At 57.1% G+C, this 13,159-nt stretch carries 14 protein-coding genes; 11 read left to right on the top strand and 3 right to left on the bottom strand.

All coding sequences use genetic code 11. The annotated features are described in order from the left end of the window. Nucleotides 1-3: 3 nt before the first annotated feature. The 7 genes from NHG65_RS17355 (at nt 4) to NHG65_RS17325 (ending at nt 7,976) form a co-directional block, all read left to right on the top strand. A complete protein-coding gene (locus tag NHG65_RS17355; RefSeq protein ID WP_099064569.1) occupies nt 4-948 on the top strand; it encodes an ABC transporter permease in 945 nt (314 codons plus the stop codon). Next, entirely contained in the window at nt 945-1,835 is an 891-nt protein-coding gene (locus tag NHG65_RS17350; protein WP_085117539.1) for an ABC transporter permease, read from the top strand. Before NHG65_RS17355 ends, NHG65_RS17350 begins: the two co-directional genes overlap by 4 nt. Beyond that, nucleotides 1,832-3,505, top strand: coding sequence for a dipeptide ABC transporter ATP-binding protein (locus NHG65_RS17345; protein WP_499182486.1), 1,674 nt, complete (start codon nt 1,832-1,834; stop codon nt 3,503-3,505). The genes NHG65_RS17350 and NHG65_RS17345 overlap by 4 nt, the downstream gene beginning before the upstream one ends. Beyond that, on the top strand, nt 3,495-4,541 hold the full coding sequence (locus NHG65_RS17340) for a putative FMN-dependent luciferase-like monooxygenase (protein WP_499182485.1): 1,047 nt from the start codon (nt 3,495-3,497) through the stop codon (nt 4,539-4,541). Before NHG65_RS17345 ends, NHG65_RS17340 begins: the two co-directional genes overlap by 11 nt. After that, entirely contained in the window at nt 4,538-5,659 is a 1,122-nt protein-coding gene (locus NHG65_RS17335) for an alkylhydroperoxidase domain protein (protein WP_499182484.1), read from the top strand. Before NHG65_RS17340 ends, NHG65_RS17335 begins: the two co-directional genes overlap by 4 nt. A gap of 264 nt (nt 5,660-5,923) precedes the next feature. After that, complete coding sequence (locus tag NHG65_RS17330; protein ID WP_499182483.1) at nt 5,924-6,832, top strand: sugar glycosyltransferase; 909 nt, start codon at nt 5,924-5,926, stop codon at nt 6,830-6,832. Further along, complete coding sequence (locus tag NHG65_RS17325) at nt 6,810-7,976, top strand: O-antigen ligase family protein (RefSeq protein WP_499182482.1); 1,167 nt, start codon at nt 6,810-6,812, stop codon at nt 7,974-7,976. The genes NHG65_RS17330 and NHG65_RS17325 overlap by 23 nt, the downstream gene beginning before the upstream one ends. On the opposite strand, the gene NHG65_RS17320 is transcribed toward NHG65_RS17325, so the two are convergent. Together NHG65_RS17320 and NHG65_RS17315 are read right to left on the bottom strand one after the other, a co-directional pair. Continuing rightward, entirely contained in the window at nt 7,973-9,082 is a 1,110-nt protein-coding gene (locus NHG65_RS17320) for a glycosyltransferase family 9 protein (RefSeq protein WP_499182481.1), read from the bottom strand. The two genes, NHG65_RS17325 and NHG65_RS17320, sit on opposite strands and share 4 nt — an antisense overlap. A 145-nt stretch (nt 9,083-9,227) precedes the next feature. Continuing rightward, nucleotides 9,228-9,863, bottom strand: a complete 636-nt coding sequence (locus tag NHG65_RS17315) for a flavodoxin family protein (protein ID WP_099064562.1) — start codon at nt 9,861-9,863, stop codon at nt 9,228-9,230. Between the two features lie 120 nt (nt 9,864-9,983). On the opposite strand from NHG65_RS17315, the gene NHG65_RS17310 reads away from it, so the two are divergent. From NHG65_RS17310 to NHG65_RS17300, 3 genes are all read left to right on the top strand, one after another. Beyond that, nucleotides 9,984-10,865, top strand: a complete 882-nt coding sequence (locus tag NHG65_RS17310) for a LysR substrate-binding domain-containing protein (protein WP_499182480.1) — start codon at nt 9,984-9,986, stop codon at nt 10,863-10,865. Between the two features lie 86 nt (nt 10,866-10,951). After that, on the top strand, nt 10,952-11,539 hold the full coding sequence (locus NHG65_RS17305; RefSeq protein WP_085117532.1) for a nitroreductase family protein: 588 nt from the start codon (nt 10,952-10,954) through the stop codon (nt 11,537-11,539). Between the two features lie 155 nt (nt 11,540-11,694). Continuing rightward, on the top strand, nt 11,695-11,988 hold the full coding sequence (locus NHG65_RS17300; RefSeq protein WP_207978215.1) for a DUF2623 family protein: 294 nt from the start codon (nt 11,695-11,697) through the stop codon (nt 11,986-11,988). A gap of 27 nt (nt 11,989-12,015) precedes the next feature. Here the strand turns inward: NHG65_RS17300 and NHG65_RS17295 are convergent, their stop codons facing one another. Next, nucleotides 12,016-12,585: a helix-turn-helix domain-containing protein gene (locus NHG65_RS17295; protein ID WP_085117530.1), complete on the bottom strand. Its 570-nt coding sequence runs from the start codon at nt 12,583-12,585 to the stop codon at nt 12,016-12,018. Between the two features lie 39 nt (nt 12,586-12,624). On the opposite strand from NHG65_RS17295, the gene NHG65_RS17290 reads away from it, so the two are divergent. Then, nucleotides 12,625-13,146 carry a GNAT family N-acetyltransferase gene (locus NHG65_RS17290; RefSeq protein WP_207978216.1) on the top strand — a complete coding sequence of 174 codons (522 nt, stop codon included), beginning with the start codon at nt 12,625-12,627 and terminating at the stop codon, nt 13,144-13,146. Nucleotides 13,147-13,159 lie beyond the last annotated feature (13 nt).

Below are 13,159 nucleotides of genomic sequence, written 5' to 3'. Positions count from 1 at the left end.
ATGATGAGCCGATATCTGGCGCGGCGTATCGCACAGGCGCTACTGGTGCTGTGGGCGACCTTTAGCCTGTCGTTTCTCCTGCTGCAGGTGCTGCCGGGTGATGCGATCCTGATTAAGTTCCAGAATCCGGACATGGGACTCAGTCCGGCGCAGATCGCCGATATGCGTGCCGCCTATGGTGCCGATGTGTCGCTGTGGCAGCAGTATCTGCATGCGCTGGGTAACGTGCTGCGGGGGGATCTGGGCTACTCCATTCAGGCCGGGGTACCGGTCACCGAACTGTTGGCCACCAACCTGCCCGCTACGCTGCAACTGGCGGTGCTGGGCTTTACGCTGGCGCTGCTGTTGGCGCTGGCGATTGCCTTTATCTCCAATCTGACCGGTTTTGGCTGGCTGAGATCGGCGCTGCAATCGCTGCCGTCACTGTTCGTTTCGGTGCCAACCTTCTGGCTGGGTATTGTGTTGATTCAGGTGTTTTCGTTCCAACTCAAGCTGATCCCGGTGATCAATCCGGGTGAGTGGCAAGGGCTTATCCTGCCGATTGTGACCCTGGCGGTGCCGATCTCCGCCCCGCTGGCGCAGATCCTGATCCGCAGCATTGACCAGGTGCAGACCCAGCCGTTTGTCGCCGTGGCACGCGCCAAAGGTGCCAGCCGTAGCGGGGTGCTGTGGCGGCATGTGGCGCGCAACGCCATGCTGCCGGCGCTGACCATCGCCGGCATTCTGCTTGGCGAACTGATTGCCGGTGCGCTGATCACCGAAACCGTGTTTGGCCGCAGCGGGCTGGGACAACTGACCCTGCAGGCGGTGCTGAATCAGGACGTGGCGGTACTGCAGGCGATTGTGGTGATCTCCGCCGCCGCTTTCGTCACCCTCAATCTGCTGGTGGATCTGCTGTTCCCGCTGTTGGATCCACGACTGAAAACCCACACAGGAGTCGCCGTATGAGCAGTATCTCCTATGAAAAAGCGGTCGTACCGGAGCGAGATCTGGGCGGCCTGGAAAGTGAAGGAACCTTACCGACCAGCCGTCCACGCCGTCGTCGCGTGCCGTTGACCTTGCTGCTGGCCTGGGCGGTGATCGCCATTGCGGTGCTGTGGGCGCTGGCGCCCCAGTTATTCACTGCCTACAGCGGCACCGAAGGTATCGCCGGTGCGCAGCGGCTGGCGCCGGGCGGCGAACACTGGCTGGGCACCGATCAACTGGGGCGTGACCTGTATGCGCGCATTGTCTATGGTGCTTCGCAGACGCTGTCCGCAGCGCTGGTGGCAGTCGCGTTGGGTTTATTGTTGGGCACCGCGCTGGGGCTGATTGCCGGTGCGGTCGGGGGCATCGCGGACGAAGCGGTGATGCGTTTTGTCGACGTCTTGCTGTCTATTCCCGGCCTGCTGCTGTCGCTGAGCATCATTATTTTACTGGGGTTTGGTACGGTTAACGCCGCCATCGCCGTCGGGATTACTTCGGTCGCCAACTTTGCCCGCCTGGCGCGCGCAGAAGTAGTGCGGGTGCGGCACAGTGATTACGTTGAAGCGGCCTATGGCAGCGGTGGTACCTTCTGGGCGGTGCTGTGGCGGCACATCCTGCCGAACTCGCTGACTTCGGTGATCGCCTTCTCGGCATTGCAGTTTGGCAGCGCTATTTTGGCGATCGCCACCCTGAGCTTCCTGGGTTATGGCACCCCGCCACCGACGCCGGAGTGGGGGCTACTGATCGCCGAAGGGCGCAACTACATTTCCACCGCCTGGTGGCTGACGACCTTCCCAGGGCTGGCGGTGGTGGCGGTGGTGCTGGCGGCCAATCGCATCAGCCGTGCATTGGGGAGAACGCAGCCATGAGTATTCAGACGGCATTACAACGGGCGGCGGCCACGCCGGTGCTGGAGCTGGAGCAGGTGTCGATTGCCTATCAGGGCGCAACCGGCAGCCAGCGGGTGGTGCATCAGGTGTCGTTCGCCATTCAGCCGGGGGAAGTGGTGGCGTTGGTCGGCGAGTCCGGTTCGGGCAAAACCACTACCGCGCAGGCAATCATTGGCCTGCTGACGGAAAATGGCCGTCTGGAGCAGGGCGCTATCCGTCTCAACGGCACCGATATCAGCCATTGGTCGTCACGACGTCTGGATGCGGTGCGGGGCGCACAAATCAGTCTGATCCCACAGGATCCGTCCAGCTCGCTCAACCCGGTGAAAACGATCGGCGAACAGGTAGCGGAAATCCTCAATATTCACCGTCGCCTGCCGCGCAAACAGGTGCAGCAGCGGGTGGTGGCGTTACTGACCCGGGTTGGTCTGACCCACCCGGAGCTGCGGGCGCGTCAGTATCCGCATGAACTTTCCGGCGGCATGAAACAGCGGGTGTTGATCGCCATCGCTATCGCGCTGCAACCGGCGCTGATTATCGCCGATGAGCCAACCAGCGCGCTGGATGTCACGGTGCAAAAGCGCATTCTCGATCTGATCGACGAACTGCGGCAGGAGTTTGGTACCGCGGTGCTGCTGGTGACTCACGATCTGGCGGTGGCGGCGGAGCGTGCCGACCGGCTGCTGGTGTTTCGCCATGGTCGGGTTCAGGAGCAGGGTGTGACCGCCGAAGTGCTGCGTGCCCCCACCAGCGATTATACCCGCCGACTGTTTGCCGACGTGCCATCGCTGACCCGTGCGGCGCTGTCGCAACCCAGCAACAGTACGCAAGAGCTGGCGATCCAGGTTAATGGGTTGGTGAAAGATTTCCGCCTGGCCGGTGTGGGGGGCAAAACTTACCGTGCGTTGGATCAGGTGTCGTTTAGCGTGCCGCGTGGCACCACCCATGCGCTGGTAGGGGAATCCGGCTCCGGCAAAACCACGCTGGCACGCTGCCTGCTCGGTTTTCAACGGCCGGACGCCGGGCAAATCATTATCGACGGCGTTGACTTCACCCAGTTGAAGGGCGAAGCGCTGCGGCAGTTCCGTCGCCGCGTTCAGTTGGTGTACCAGAACCCGTTCGGCTCGCTCGATCCGTCGCAGACGCTGTATCAGGTGATTGAAGAGCCGTTGCTGAACTTTGAACCGCTGGGCAAAGCCGAGCGTTATCGACGGGTACGAGAATTGTTTGAACGGGTGGCGCTGCCGGACGAGTTGCTGAGCCGCAAGCCGCGCGAACTGTCTGGTGGCCAACGCCAACGGGTGGCGATTGCCCGGGCGCTGGTGTTGCAGCCACGGGTACTGGTGCTGGACGAAGCGACCTCGGCATTGGATGTCACGGTACAGGCGCAGATCCTGCGGCTGTTGCAGGATTTGCAGCAGGAACTGGGGCTGACCTATTTGTTTATCTCACACGATCTGGCCAGGGTACGGCAGATTTCACACAGCGTTTCGGTGTTGCACCGAGGGGTACAGGTGGACAGTGGCGCGACCGGTGAGCTGTTCGCCATGCCGGGCAGTGATTACACCCGTCAGTTGATTGAGGCCATTCCCGGCCGTCAGTTTTATGCCGAACAGCCCAAGATTAAGGATGCGATTAATGAGCAGTAAAAGACTGGGTTTTTTCACCCGCCTGCTGGATCAGGGCAGTGCACAACAGCGTTACCGGCTGGCAACCGAGCAAATCGTGCATGCCGAACGGGTCGGCTTTGATAGCGCCTGGGTGGCGCAGCACCATTTTCATGAGGATGAGGGCGGCTTGCCTTCTCCCCTGGTGTTCCTGGCTCAGGTGGCGGCACGAACTTGCCATATCCGGCTGGGCACCGGGGTGATCACGCTGCCGATGGAGTCAGCCATTCGGGTGGCGGAGGATACCGCGGTGCTGGATCTGCTGTCTGACGGCAGGCTGGAGGTGGGGATTGCCGCCGGTGGCACGCCGTCATCGTTCAGCGCCTTCGGTTTTGATGCTCAGCAGCGCCACGCGGTGTTTGCTGACAACTTCAACACGCTGCTGCGCGCCTGGCGTGGTGAGGCCTTGGGCGGTGAGGATAACCGTTTGTACCCGGCCGCGCCGCAGTTGGCGGAGCGGGTTTGGCAGGCGACCTTTTCGGTGGAAGGTGGTGAACGCGCCGGACGTGCCGGTGACGGCTTAATGCTGTCGCGTACCCAACCGCGCTCGGCGGATGCGCCGGATTTGCCGCTGGACGAATTGCAGAACCCGATTATCGACGCCTATCTGGCGGCGCTGCCGCCCGGCATCGCACCGCGCATTATGGGGTCGCGCACCGCTCTGGTGACCGATAATAGCCAACAGGCGCGGGACTTTGCCGCGCAAGGGTTGGGCCGTGGGCTCGAACGCCTGCGCGCCAGTGGCCATCGGCCGACGGATGAATCGCTCGATGGGCTGATCCGGGCCTTTGACGTGCATCTCGGTACCCCGGATCAGGTGATCGCCTCGTTGCAGAAAGACAGCGCGCTGGCGCGGGTCACCGACCTGGCGTTCCAGGTGCATTCCATTGATCCACCGCACGCCCACATTCTGCGTTCTATTGAGTTGATCGCCCGCCACGTTGCCCCGGAACTGGGCTGGCAACGTCGCACTCCCGCTTCCATCTCCCACGAACATCACGCTGAGGAAAAGGTATGACTGCAACATTGAATAATGACGACCTGCTGGCCGTGCTGGCAGAGATCGCACCCGGTTCCGCATTGGCACAGGCCAGAGTGACACGGCAGGCGGCGACAGACGCGATTCAGGCCAGCTACCTTGCGCTGTTTGCTCCCGCCGATGCCGGCGATTTTCCTGTAGCGCAGCGGTTGCAAGTCGCCCAGCGCATCAGCGAATGGCATGCGGATAGATCACTGGCGGCCCATTATTATGCGGCGTTGCTGCAACAACAGGGCGGCGCAGAGGATAGCCCGCGTTTGCAGGCGGCGCTGGATCATGCCGAACGGTTGGCGTTCAAACCCGCCAGCGCCGATGCCCAGCATTTGCAGGCATTGCAGCAGGCCGGTTGGTCACTGGACGCTATCGTCACCCTGTCGCAACTGATCGCGTTTGTCAGTTTCCAAAGCCGTCTGTTAACTGGCTATCGGCTGCTTGGCGGTCAGCCGGTTGAGGAGGGCAGCAGCGGCTCACCGGTCAGAGCCGGCAGTTGGCGCACCGAGTCCGTCACCCTGAGTGGCCGCCATGCGCCGCCGGTGTTTACCCGTCAGGAACTGGGTTGGGAGCCGTGGATCGCCGCCAAGCCGCTGGCGGAGTTTGATGCATCGGGTCAGGCGCTGTTGACGCGCTTCGGGCATAGCGACTCGGATTATTTCCGCCTGCTGGCACGTAACCATCCGGTGCTGGAGCAGCGAACGCTGGCGGATCGGGCCATTTTCTATACGCAAGGCGGGCTGGAACGTAAGGATCGCGAACTGGCGGCCACGGTGGCCAGCAAGGTGAATGGCTGCATCTATTGCGCTTCGGTGCATGCGCGCAAGGCGGCACAGTTGTCCAAACAGACGGATGAGGTGCAGCGTCTGCTGGAGGTGGCTCCAGGGGGCGTGTTGAGTGAGGGGCAAGGGGAGCCGTGGCGGGCACAGATAGATTTTGCTGCGGCGTTATCCGCCACGCCGCCGCAGGTTAACGCCGAACATCTGGCAGTGCTGCGCGAGCAGGGGCTGGATGAGCTGGCGCTGCTGGATCTGGTGCAGTCGACGGCGTTCTTTGCCTGGGCAAACCGGCTGATGCTGACTTTGGGTGAACCCTTCGACGATTAATAAGTCTTCCGCCAATAACCGCCGTGTAAAACGGGGCGAAAGTTTTCGCCCCTATGCAATTCAAGATAATAATTACCTTTTAAGGCAGGTTTTTAACGTTATTAACAAATAGACATATCTCTTGTCGTTAATATAACGAATAACTCAAATTGCATAAATTGCTCGCCGTCATGAATGCTCCGATACTCATCCCATCAATGGATTTAATTTAGATCAGACAAACCTTTGTTGGCGTGGATGCATTTTTGATGGGAAATTGGCTCGATGGGAAGTTTTTTTAAGCAGATATACCGTTATTCACATTCCCGCCCTTATCGGCATAATGAAAACCTCTGGCCTTACGTGAAAATTGAACGTGCGGAGAGTGGCGAGATTGTCGAGTTTCATTATAAAAGCCAGATGATTCCTATAGTGAAACTTTCAGCGTTAAAAAACCGCTTTCAGGGGCCGATATTGCTGACGGCCACCGGGCCATCGGTGAGTTCTGTTTGCTTTAGCGATATTCCTGAAATGCCGGCCGTCGGGGTCAATGGGGCCTATTTCTTAAGCCAACAGGTGAGCTTTCGTTTTTACGTCATTGTCGATATGGGATTTATTGATCAACGGCCGGATATTATAGAAGTCATTGTTCTGACAGAGGATTTAATCCTGTTTACGACGGTCCACGGCGTGGCGAAAATCATTGACCGTTTCACGCTGGCAGGCGTGAAGTGCCAGTTTGCCGTCATCGAAGATGCGGCTTTCAAAATTTACAGCCCAAAAATAAATCCTCCGGCATTGTGGGAACATTACCGCCATGACAGTAACGTCTATTTCTCTGCTGTCTGTAAATCCATCGCTTTTAGTCATGATATTCGGCATGGAATTTTTGATGCCGGCACGGTGGTTTATTGGGTGTTTCAGATCATCGCCTTCCTGGGGTTTAAACAGCTCTTTATTGTCGGGCTGGATATGAACAATTTCCATTTGCCACGCTTCTATGAAACGCCAGAAAACAAACTGCCGACATTTTTACCCGAAAAGGTCGAGGATATGATCATCCCGGCTTTTAGCCATGCCGCTGAAAGAATGAAAATCAACAATATCGCCGTAAAGAATTTTTCATTGGCGAGCGCCATAGATACCCGTATTTTTGAAAAGGTTGATTGCAGTGATTTTTTCAAAAAAAACTGATGTAACCACAGCGATCGCTGTTTACGTCTTCCTGGTGTTCTGCTTCTTTAGCGCCATTTTTTGCGGCCATACCCGGGTGAATAATCTATTCCATATCTCGGCATTTTTTTTCCTGCTGACGCTGCTCACCCGGCCGGAATTTCGTCAGACCTGGTTTGGCAGACGTGCTGCGGTCACCGGAATAGCCTTGGCGGCGTATTTTCTGGCGTACTACTCCGCCAGTAATTTCTGGGGAGGCACGCCGGGAGATGCGCTGTCTGCCCTGACGCATAGCGCTTATATCCTGATTTATTTGGGTCTGTTGGTCAGCGTGCTGGATAGCCCCCGGCGCAATCTCTTGCTCTGCTGCGTGATCGCCGGTATCTCGTTGTTATGCCTGTATCTGGCATGGAGTGATTACCAAGAAATTTATACCCTCAGAGAAACCTCTGACGCCAATCCCGGCCCGCGTAATGTGATCGATCTTGCCGGTTATGCCGCTTTGGGCATTATTTTAAGCCTGATGGTTTTTCGTGATACCCAACAAAAAAAGGTCCTGCTGACGATCCCACTACTTTTTGCCTTTATGGTACTGACACAAAGCCGTGGGCCTCTGATTGCCTTAGTGGCGGCGCTGGTGTTAACCACGCATTACCGGGCGCTGAATAAAAAATTGGCGATGTTGATTATGGCAATGATCATATTTACCGCAGGCATGGTGCTATGGTCGTCCATCGGGGAAATGCTGATTACGCGCTTTGCCGAGTTGTATCAGCAGAGCTTCGTGCGGATGAGCATTTGGCGGCACAGCCTGGCGTTGATAGAACAGGCGCCGTTTTTCGGCTATGGATTTGATAAAGAACTGACTTTTACCAATTATACCGGCGAGTTTATTCATACCACTCACAGCCTGTATCTGGGGGCGTTGCTCAAAGGCGGGTTGGTTGGTTTTTGTTTGTTCGCTGGGTTACTGGCGTTTGGCGCGCAGCTTGCCGCGCGTCACCTCAGGGCCGGGCGGCGGCTGGAGGCGGCTTTATACCTGTTTATGCTGATCTTCTACTGCTCGCAGGGCATGTTTGTCATCGCCAACCCGGCCGAGTTCTGGTACCTGTTCTGGTTCCCATTGGCGATGGTTTTTGCCCAGCCGACCCAAAGGGTTCGTTAGTCAGCCTGCGAGCGCGTGAATGCCAGCGCGCTCGTCACTTTTTCAAACACCTCATTTTCGGTGATGATGCTGAGCGGTTGGCGGCGTTGAGCCGTGGTGAGCTTTTGCGCATCCACCGATACGTTCATCACCTGATGCAGTTCGCTATTTTGATAGGGGCCGGTGTGCTGCGGATTGGCCGTGACAAACAGGCTGATGGTCGGTGTTTTCAGGGCGATGGCCAGATGTAATGGGCCGGTATCGCCGGTTACCAGCACCTGCATGTTTGACATTACCGCCAGCAGTTGCGGCAGGGTGGTTTTGCCAATATGGCTGACCACGCGTCGCTGTTCGTCCGCCGTTAGCCCCGCCATAAATTCCTTTTCGATAGCCAGCTCTTTCGGGGAGCCGATTAATTCGATTTGGTGGTGTGGCGACTGTGCCAGCAACAGTTTCGCCAGGCGAATAAACTGGCCGACGGGCCAGCAGCGCAGCGTTTCAGAGGCGCCCATTTGAAAACCGATTGGGATTTTATCCGCGGTTTTATTAACCGGCGAAAATTCAACGGGAATAAACATCTCGGTGTTGTCGGTTTTACACCCCAGTTGCGCCACCAGATCCAGCTTGCGCTGAATTAAATGCCCGCCGGTACTCTGGCTTACGCCGCTCAGCCAGGTTTCCATGCCGGTGGCTTTATTGCCGTAGACGTCTTTGAAAAGATACTGGCAACCGGCCGTGATGGCGACAATCACATCGTAGGGGGATTTGGAGTGCAGGATGACGGCCAGTTGCGGCTTATGCTTACGCAACTGGTGAATGATACTGAGCATGTCTTTGGCTTTATGATCCCAATAAATAACAGCATTAAAGTAACGGCTGGTCGCGACCAACTGTTTATTCTTATGGCTGGAAATCAGGGTGATATTCGCCATGGGGTAACGTTCACGCACCGCGCGAATGGCCGGCGTGTTAAACATCAGGTCACCGAGGGCGGTGGTGGAAAAAATAACGATGCGTTCAAAAGTCAGCTCCGGTGTAAAACTGGCCTTTTCTTTGAAGTTGCCGCCCAACCGGGTGTACACCTGCAGACAGGCGTTGGCCGCCGTTATTTTCCACTGTTTTGACATCTTGTTTCGCTTCGAGTTAATGAGTGCGCCAGTCTGGCATCTGCATCATATGATGTTTGTCCTGGTGGGCCAATGGTCGGCAATAGTTTGCTACATATGCTTGCGTAACCTTGATAAAGGGGCAGCAGACCGCCCCTGTGTTGAGTCAATCTTGCCAAACCTGTGTGCTGCGCGGCGTATCCATCCGGTAATCCGAATAGTGGCGAGTGAAAATCTCGCGCCCCAAGTCGCGGGCGGCCTGTAGTGGATTGCGCGGATCGCGGCTGACTTCGCCCCGGTTGTTGCCCGCCCCCTGGACCATCCCGATGAATTCGCAATGCGAGTAGCGGCTGAATTCCTGAATTTGATGCACGATCCCCATTGCCCCGCCGGGGTAAGTTTCTTCCGAGGCCACCGTCAGCCCGATGCGTTTGCCGCTCATACGCTGATGCACCTGTTCCGCATCCGGATAGGCGTTGGAGTAATAGCTGAAAGAGCGGTCGAAAAAGGCTTTGGTTTGTGCCGACATGCCGTACCAGTAAAGCGGGGTGCAAAATACCACCCCATCCGCCGGCAAAAAGTGATCCAGAAACAGTTCGCCATAGCGATCGGCAGGCGGCTCGGCATGGCGCCCATCCACCAGAAAACCACTGATGTAGTCATCGAGAAAATGCAGGCTGGCTTCGGTCCCGGCTTCGGCGGCACCCGCCATGACGGCTTGTGCCAGGGTGGCACTGTTGCCGTCGCGGCGTGGGCTGCCCACCAGGACGATAAGGCGTTTGGGTTGTTGAGATGAGTTCATGTCACTCTCCGTTTGCTGAGTAGGGGAATACGGTTGTCAATTTACGTTGAGTGCAGCGCAAGCGACAAATGACGGTTACTCTGTCAGGATGAGATAAATTCATCTGTATGGGTCTTGTTCATGTTTGCCTCGCTTCCCGTAACTGCATTGCGAACTTTCGAATCCGCTGCCCGTCTGTGCAGTTTCAAACAGGCGGCGCAGGAGCTGGCGGTTACGCCGACGGCGGTATCACATCAGATCAAGGCGCTTGAGCAGCGGTTGGGTTTTGCCTTGTTCGAACGGCTGCCGCGTGGCGTTAGATTGACGCAGAAGGGCGAGCGTTTGTTTGCAGGGGTTCACACTGCGCTGCTTGATGTCGCCACCACGCTGGATGCTTTGCGACCGGTGCCCAGCGCCGGATCATTGAGTGTTTCTGTCACCCATTCTTTTGCGGCCTTATGGCTGGTGCCGCGCCTGGGACGTTTTTATCAGGCCTATCCGCATTATCTGGTACGGCTGGAGGCCTGCGGCGAGGTGATTGATCTGCAACAGGACGCCAGCGTGGACATTGCCATTCGCTACAGCAGCGCAAGCTACCCGCAACTGCATCAGGCGGCGCGGCTGGAGGAGAGCTTTGGTGTCTACGGTGCCCCGGATTTGTGTGCAATGGAGCAACCCGCGCCCACGCTGATCACCGTTCATTGGCATGACTCCACCCTGTATGAAACCGGCTGGCGTGAGTGGTGCCAGGCTGCGGGAGTCGACTGGTGGCAGCAGCATGCCGCATTGCGGGCTTATGACGAAGAGCATTACGCGCTGCAGGCGGCAGTAGCCGGGCAGGGGCTGGTGCTGGCCAGCTCGGTAATGGTGTCCGAGCTGGTGCGTAACGGTTTGCTGGCATCTTATCGACCGGACATTTGCGTGCCGGGTGCGGCTTATACTGCGCTGTGCGTGCCTGGCCGCGAACGGCACCCGCCGGTGCGGGCGTTTCTGGACTGGCTGCAACAGGAGGTTCGGCGCTGAGTCAGGGCACAAAATAAAAGTTTTTCTGGCGTGAGACATGGGAATATCAGATAACTTTGTTATCCATTCCCATGAGAGAGATGTCCATGAGCCAGCCAAGAGTTTCTGATTACCCGATTGATGCGCAGTTTATTGAACGTTGGTCGCCGCGCGCGCTGGCCAATGATGCTATCGACGATGAGACCCTGCTGAGCTTCTTTGAAGCGGCGCGTTGGTCACCTTCGGCCTATAACATTCAGCCATGGCGTTTTGCCTACAGCAAACACGGCTCGGCCAGTTGGGACAGCTATCTGGATTTCCTGATTGAGTTCAACCGCGGTTGGGCGCAGCACGCTTCGGCGCTGGTGGTGGTGATCTCCAAAACCACCAGTCTGAACGGTGAGAAGGAAGTCAGTAACCCGAGTCATGCCTTTGATGCCGGTGCCGCCTGGGCCAACCTGGCGCTGCAGGCGCATCTGAAAGGTTGGTTGACCCACTGCATGGGCGGTGTTCACCATGACAAAATCAAGGCTGCGTTGAACCTGCCGGACAACTATCAGGTGCACGGCATGGTGGCGATCGGCAAAGCGGGCGACAAATCCCTGCTGCCGGAGTTCTTGCAGCAAAAAGAGATCCCTTCAGGGCGCTTACCTCTGGAGCAGACGGTGGTAGAAGGGCTGAACTTTACCCTGTAATTATCCTGGTCTAAATGTTCATCCGCCCGCAGGGTTTTCGCTCTGCGGGTTTTTTTATGCGCTCAGGTAACCAGGTAAAACTTTGTGAGTATGTCCATGCACGTAATGATCGTTATATAATATTTTATATATCGATTAATGATAGAGGAGGTGCCATGAACAATCACTTCGGTAAGGGGCTGATGGCCGGTTTAGCCACGCAGGACGTCAGGCCTGCTTCGGAGCTTACCCGGTTCTGCTGTGACTACAAACGTGGCTTTGTACTGGGTTATGCTCACCATTTGGCCCAAAGCCTGGGTGATGAAAACCAGGCGGCATTCGAAGCCGGGTTGCTGTGTCGGGCGTACAGTCTCAATGGGGAAGTGATGAGCGAATTCTTTTCTGGCGGTGCCAATCGCCTGGCCGAAAAGTTCTTCTGCGCAGGATATAACCGCGATCGACAAAACTAGGCGCTGCCATCATATGGCCTGACGGGCTCAGGCCTTATTCATCACCACCACCAGATAAATGCAGGTTTCGGCGCTCTCATTTTTGAACACGCAGTCCGTGGGAGGCCCGAGTTCCAGGCAATCGCCCTCGGCCATTTCATGGCGGGTTTCACCCTCCTGAAATACCAGCGAGCCGGACAACACCCAGATTAATTGCCGCATAAAGGCATAGGCCGAAGCCGGCATGGGGATGGCGGCACCGGCGGGCAGTTCAATGCGCACCAGATCAAGCGGGATGTCTGACTGCGGTGACACATGGCGACGTACATAGCCGCTGTCGGGATCGACCCACAGCGGTTGGTCCTGGCGGCGCATCAACCGACCTTCCTGCGTTTCCGCCCGGGCGATCAGTTTGGACATGCTCAGGCCAAACGCGCCGGAAAGCCTGCCCAGCAACATCGCCGTTGGGCTGCTGTCACCACGTTCGATTTTGTGCACCATCGCCCGCGAAACGCCAGCCCGTTCCGCCAGATCGGACAACGACCAATGGCGTGCTTCACGTTCGATGCGGATCCTCGCACCGATGCGCTGATTTAGGTTGTCTAATTTATTATTCATATCGTAGTATGATAGTAGACGGTCAACCAAGAGGTCAACATGCTTATCCGTAACGCGACTATAACCGATAGCGCAGGCATTGCTGCTATCTATAACGACGCGGTGCTTAATACCACCGCGATCTGGAATGAACTTAGTGTCGACGAGGCAAACCGTGCCGCGTGGATGGCGGAGCGGCAAGCGGCAGGCTATCCGGTGCTGGTGGCGAGCAATGAGGCAGGCGAGGTGATGGGTTACGCCTCGTTTGGCGATTGGCGGGCATGGGACGGTTACCGTCACACGGTGGAGCATTCGGTTTATGTTCGGCAAGACAGCCGTGGCGGCGGGGTGGGGAAAACGCTGCTGATTGCGCTGATTGAACACGCCAGGGCGATGGGCAAACACGTGATGGTGGCGGGCATTGAGTCCGGCAACCAGGCTTCTGTACAGCTGCATATCAATCTGGGTTTCGAAATGGTCGGTCGGATGAGTGAAGTGGGGGCCAAGTTCGGCAAATGGCTGGATTTGACCTTCCTGCAGTTAAAACTAGACGACAGCAACGCACCGCCAGCCCGCCAATGACGTTGCAAAGAAC

Origin of the sequence: Serratia myotis, from assembly GCF_027474885.1 — a bacterium.
GTDB classification, from domain to species: Bacteria; Pseudomonadota; Gammaproteobacteria; order Enterobacterales; family Enterobacteriaceae; genus Serratia; species Serratia proteamaculans.
This window is presented reverse-complemented; position numbering and strand designations above follow the sequence as displayed.

What these genes read in the sequence shown, in the direction of transcription:
- NHG65_RS17355 (WP_099064569.1), top strand. Translation starts at nt 4, where the DNA reads ATGAGCCGATATCTGGCGCGGCGTATCGCACAGGCGCTACTGGTGCTG.
- NHG65_RS17290 (WP_207978216.1), top strand. Translation starts at nt 12,625, where the DNA reads ATGCTTATCCGTAACGCGACTATAACCGATAGCGCAGGCATTGCTGCT.
- NHG65_RS17340 (WP_499182485.1), top strand. Translation starts at nt 3,495, where the DNA reads ATGAGCAGTAAAAGACTGGGTTTTTTCACCCGCCTGCTGGATCAGGGC.
- NHG65_RS17350 (WP_085117539.1), top strand. Translation starts at nt 945, where the DNA reads ATGAGCAGTATCTCCTATGAAAAAGCGGTCGTACCGGAGCGAGATCTG.
- NHG65_RS17315 (WP_099064562.1), bottom strand. Translation starts at nt 9,863, where the DNA reads ATGAACTCATCTCAACAACCCAAACGCCTTATCGTCCTGGTGGGCAGC.
- NHG65_RS17295 (WP_085117530.1), bottom strand. Translation starts at nt 12,585, where the DNA reads ATGAATAATAAATTAGACAACCTAAATCAGCGCATCGGTGCGAGGATC.
- NHG65_RS17320 (WP_499182481.1), bottom strand. Translation starts at nt 9,082, where the DNA reads ATGTCAAAACAGTGGAAAATAACGGCGGCCAACGCCTGTCTGCAGGTG.
- NHG65_RS17335 (WP_499182484.1), top strand. Translation starts at nt 4,538, where the DNA reads ATGACTGCAACATTGAATAATGACGACCTGCTGGCCGTGCTGGCAGAG.
- NHG65_RS17330 (WP_499182483.1), top strand. Translation starts at nt 5,924, where the DNA reads ATGGGAAGTTTTTTTAAGCAGATATACCGTTATTCACATTCCCGCCCT.
- NHG65_RS17305 (WP_085117532.1), top strand. Translation starts at nt 10,952, where the DNA reads ATGAGCCAGCCAAGAGTTTCTGATTACCCGATTGATGCGCAGTTTATT.
- NHG65_RS17345 (WP_499182486.1), top strand. Translation starts at nt 1,832, where the DNA reads ATGAGTATTCAGACGGCATTACAACGGGCGGCGGCCACGCCGGTGCTG.
- NHG65_RS17310 (WP_499182480.1), top strand. Translation starts at nt 9,984, where the DNA reads ATGTTTGCCTCGCTTCCCGTAACTGCATTGCGAACTTTCGAATCCGCT.
- NHG65_RS17300 (WP_207978215.1), top strand. Translation starts at nt 11,695, where the DNA reads ATGAACAATCACTTCGGTAAGGGGCTGATGGCCGGTTTAGCCACGCAG.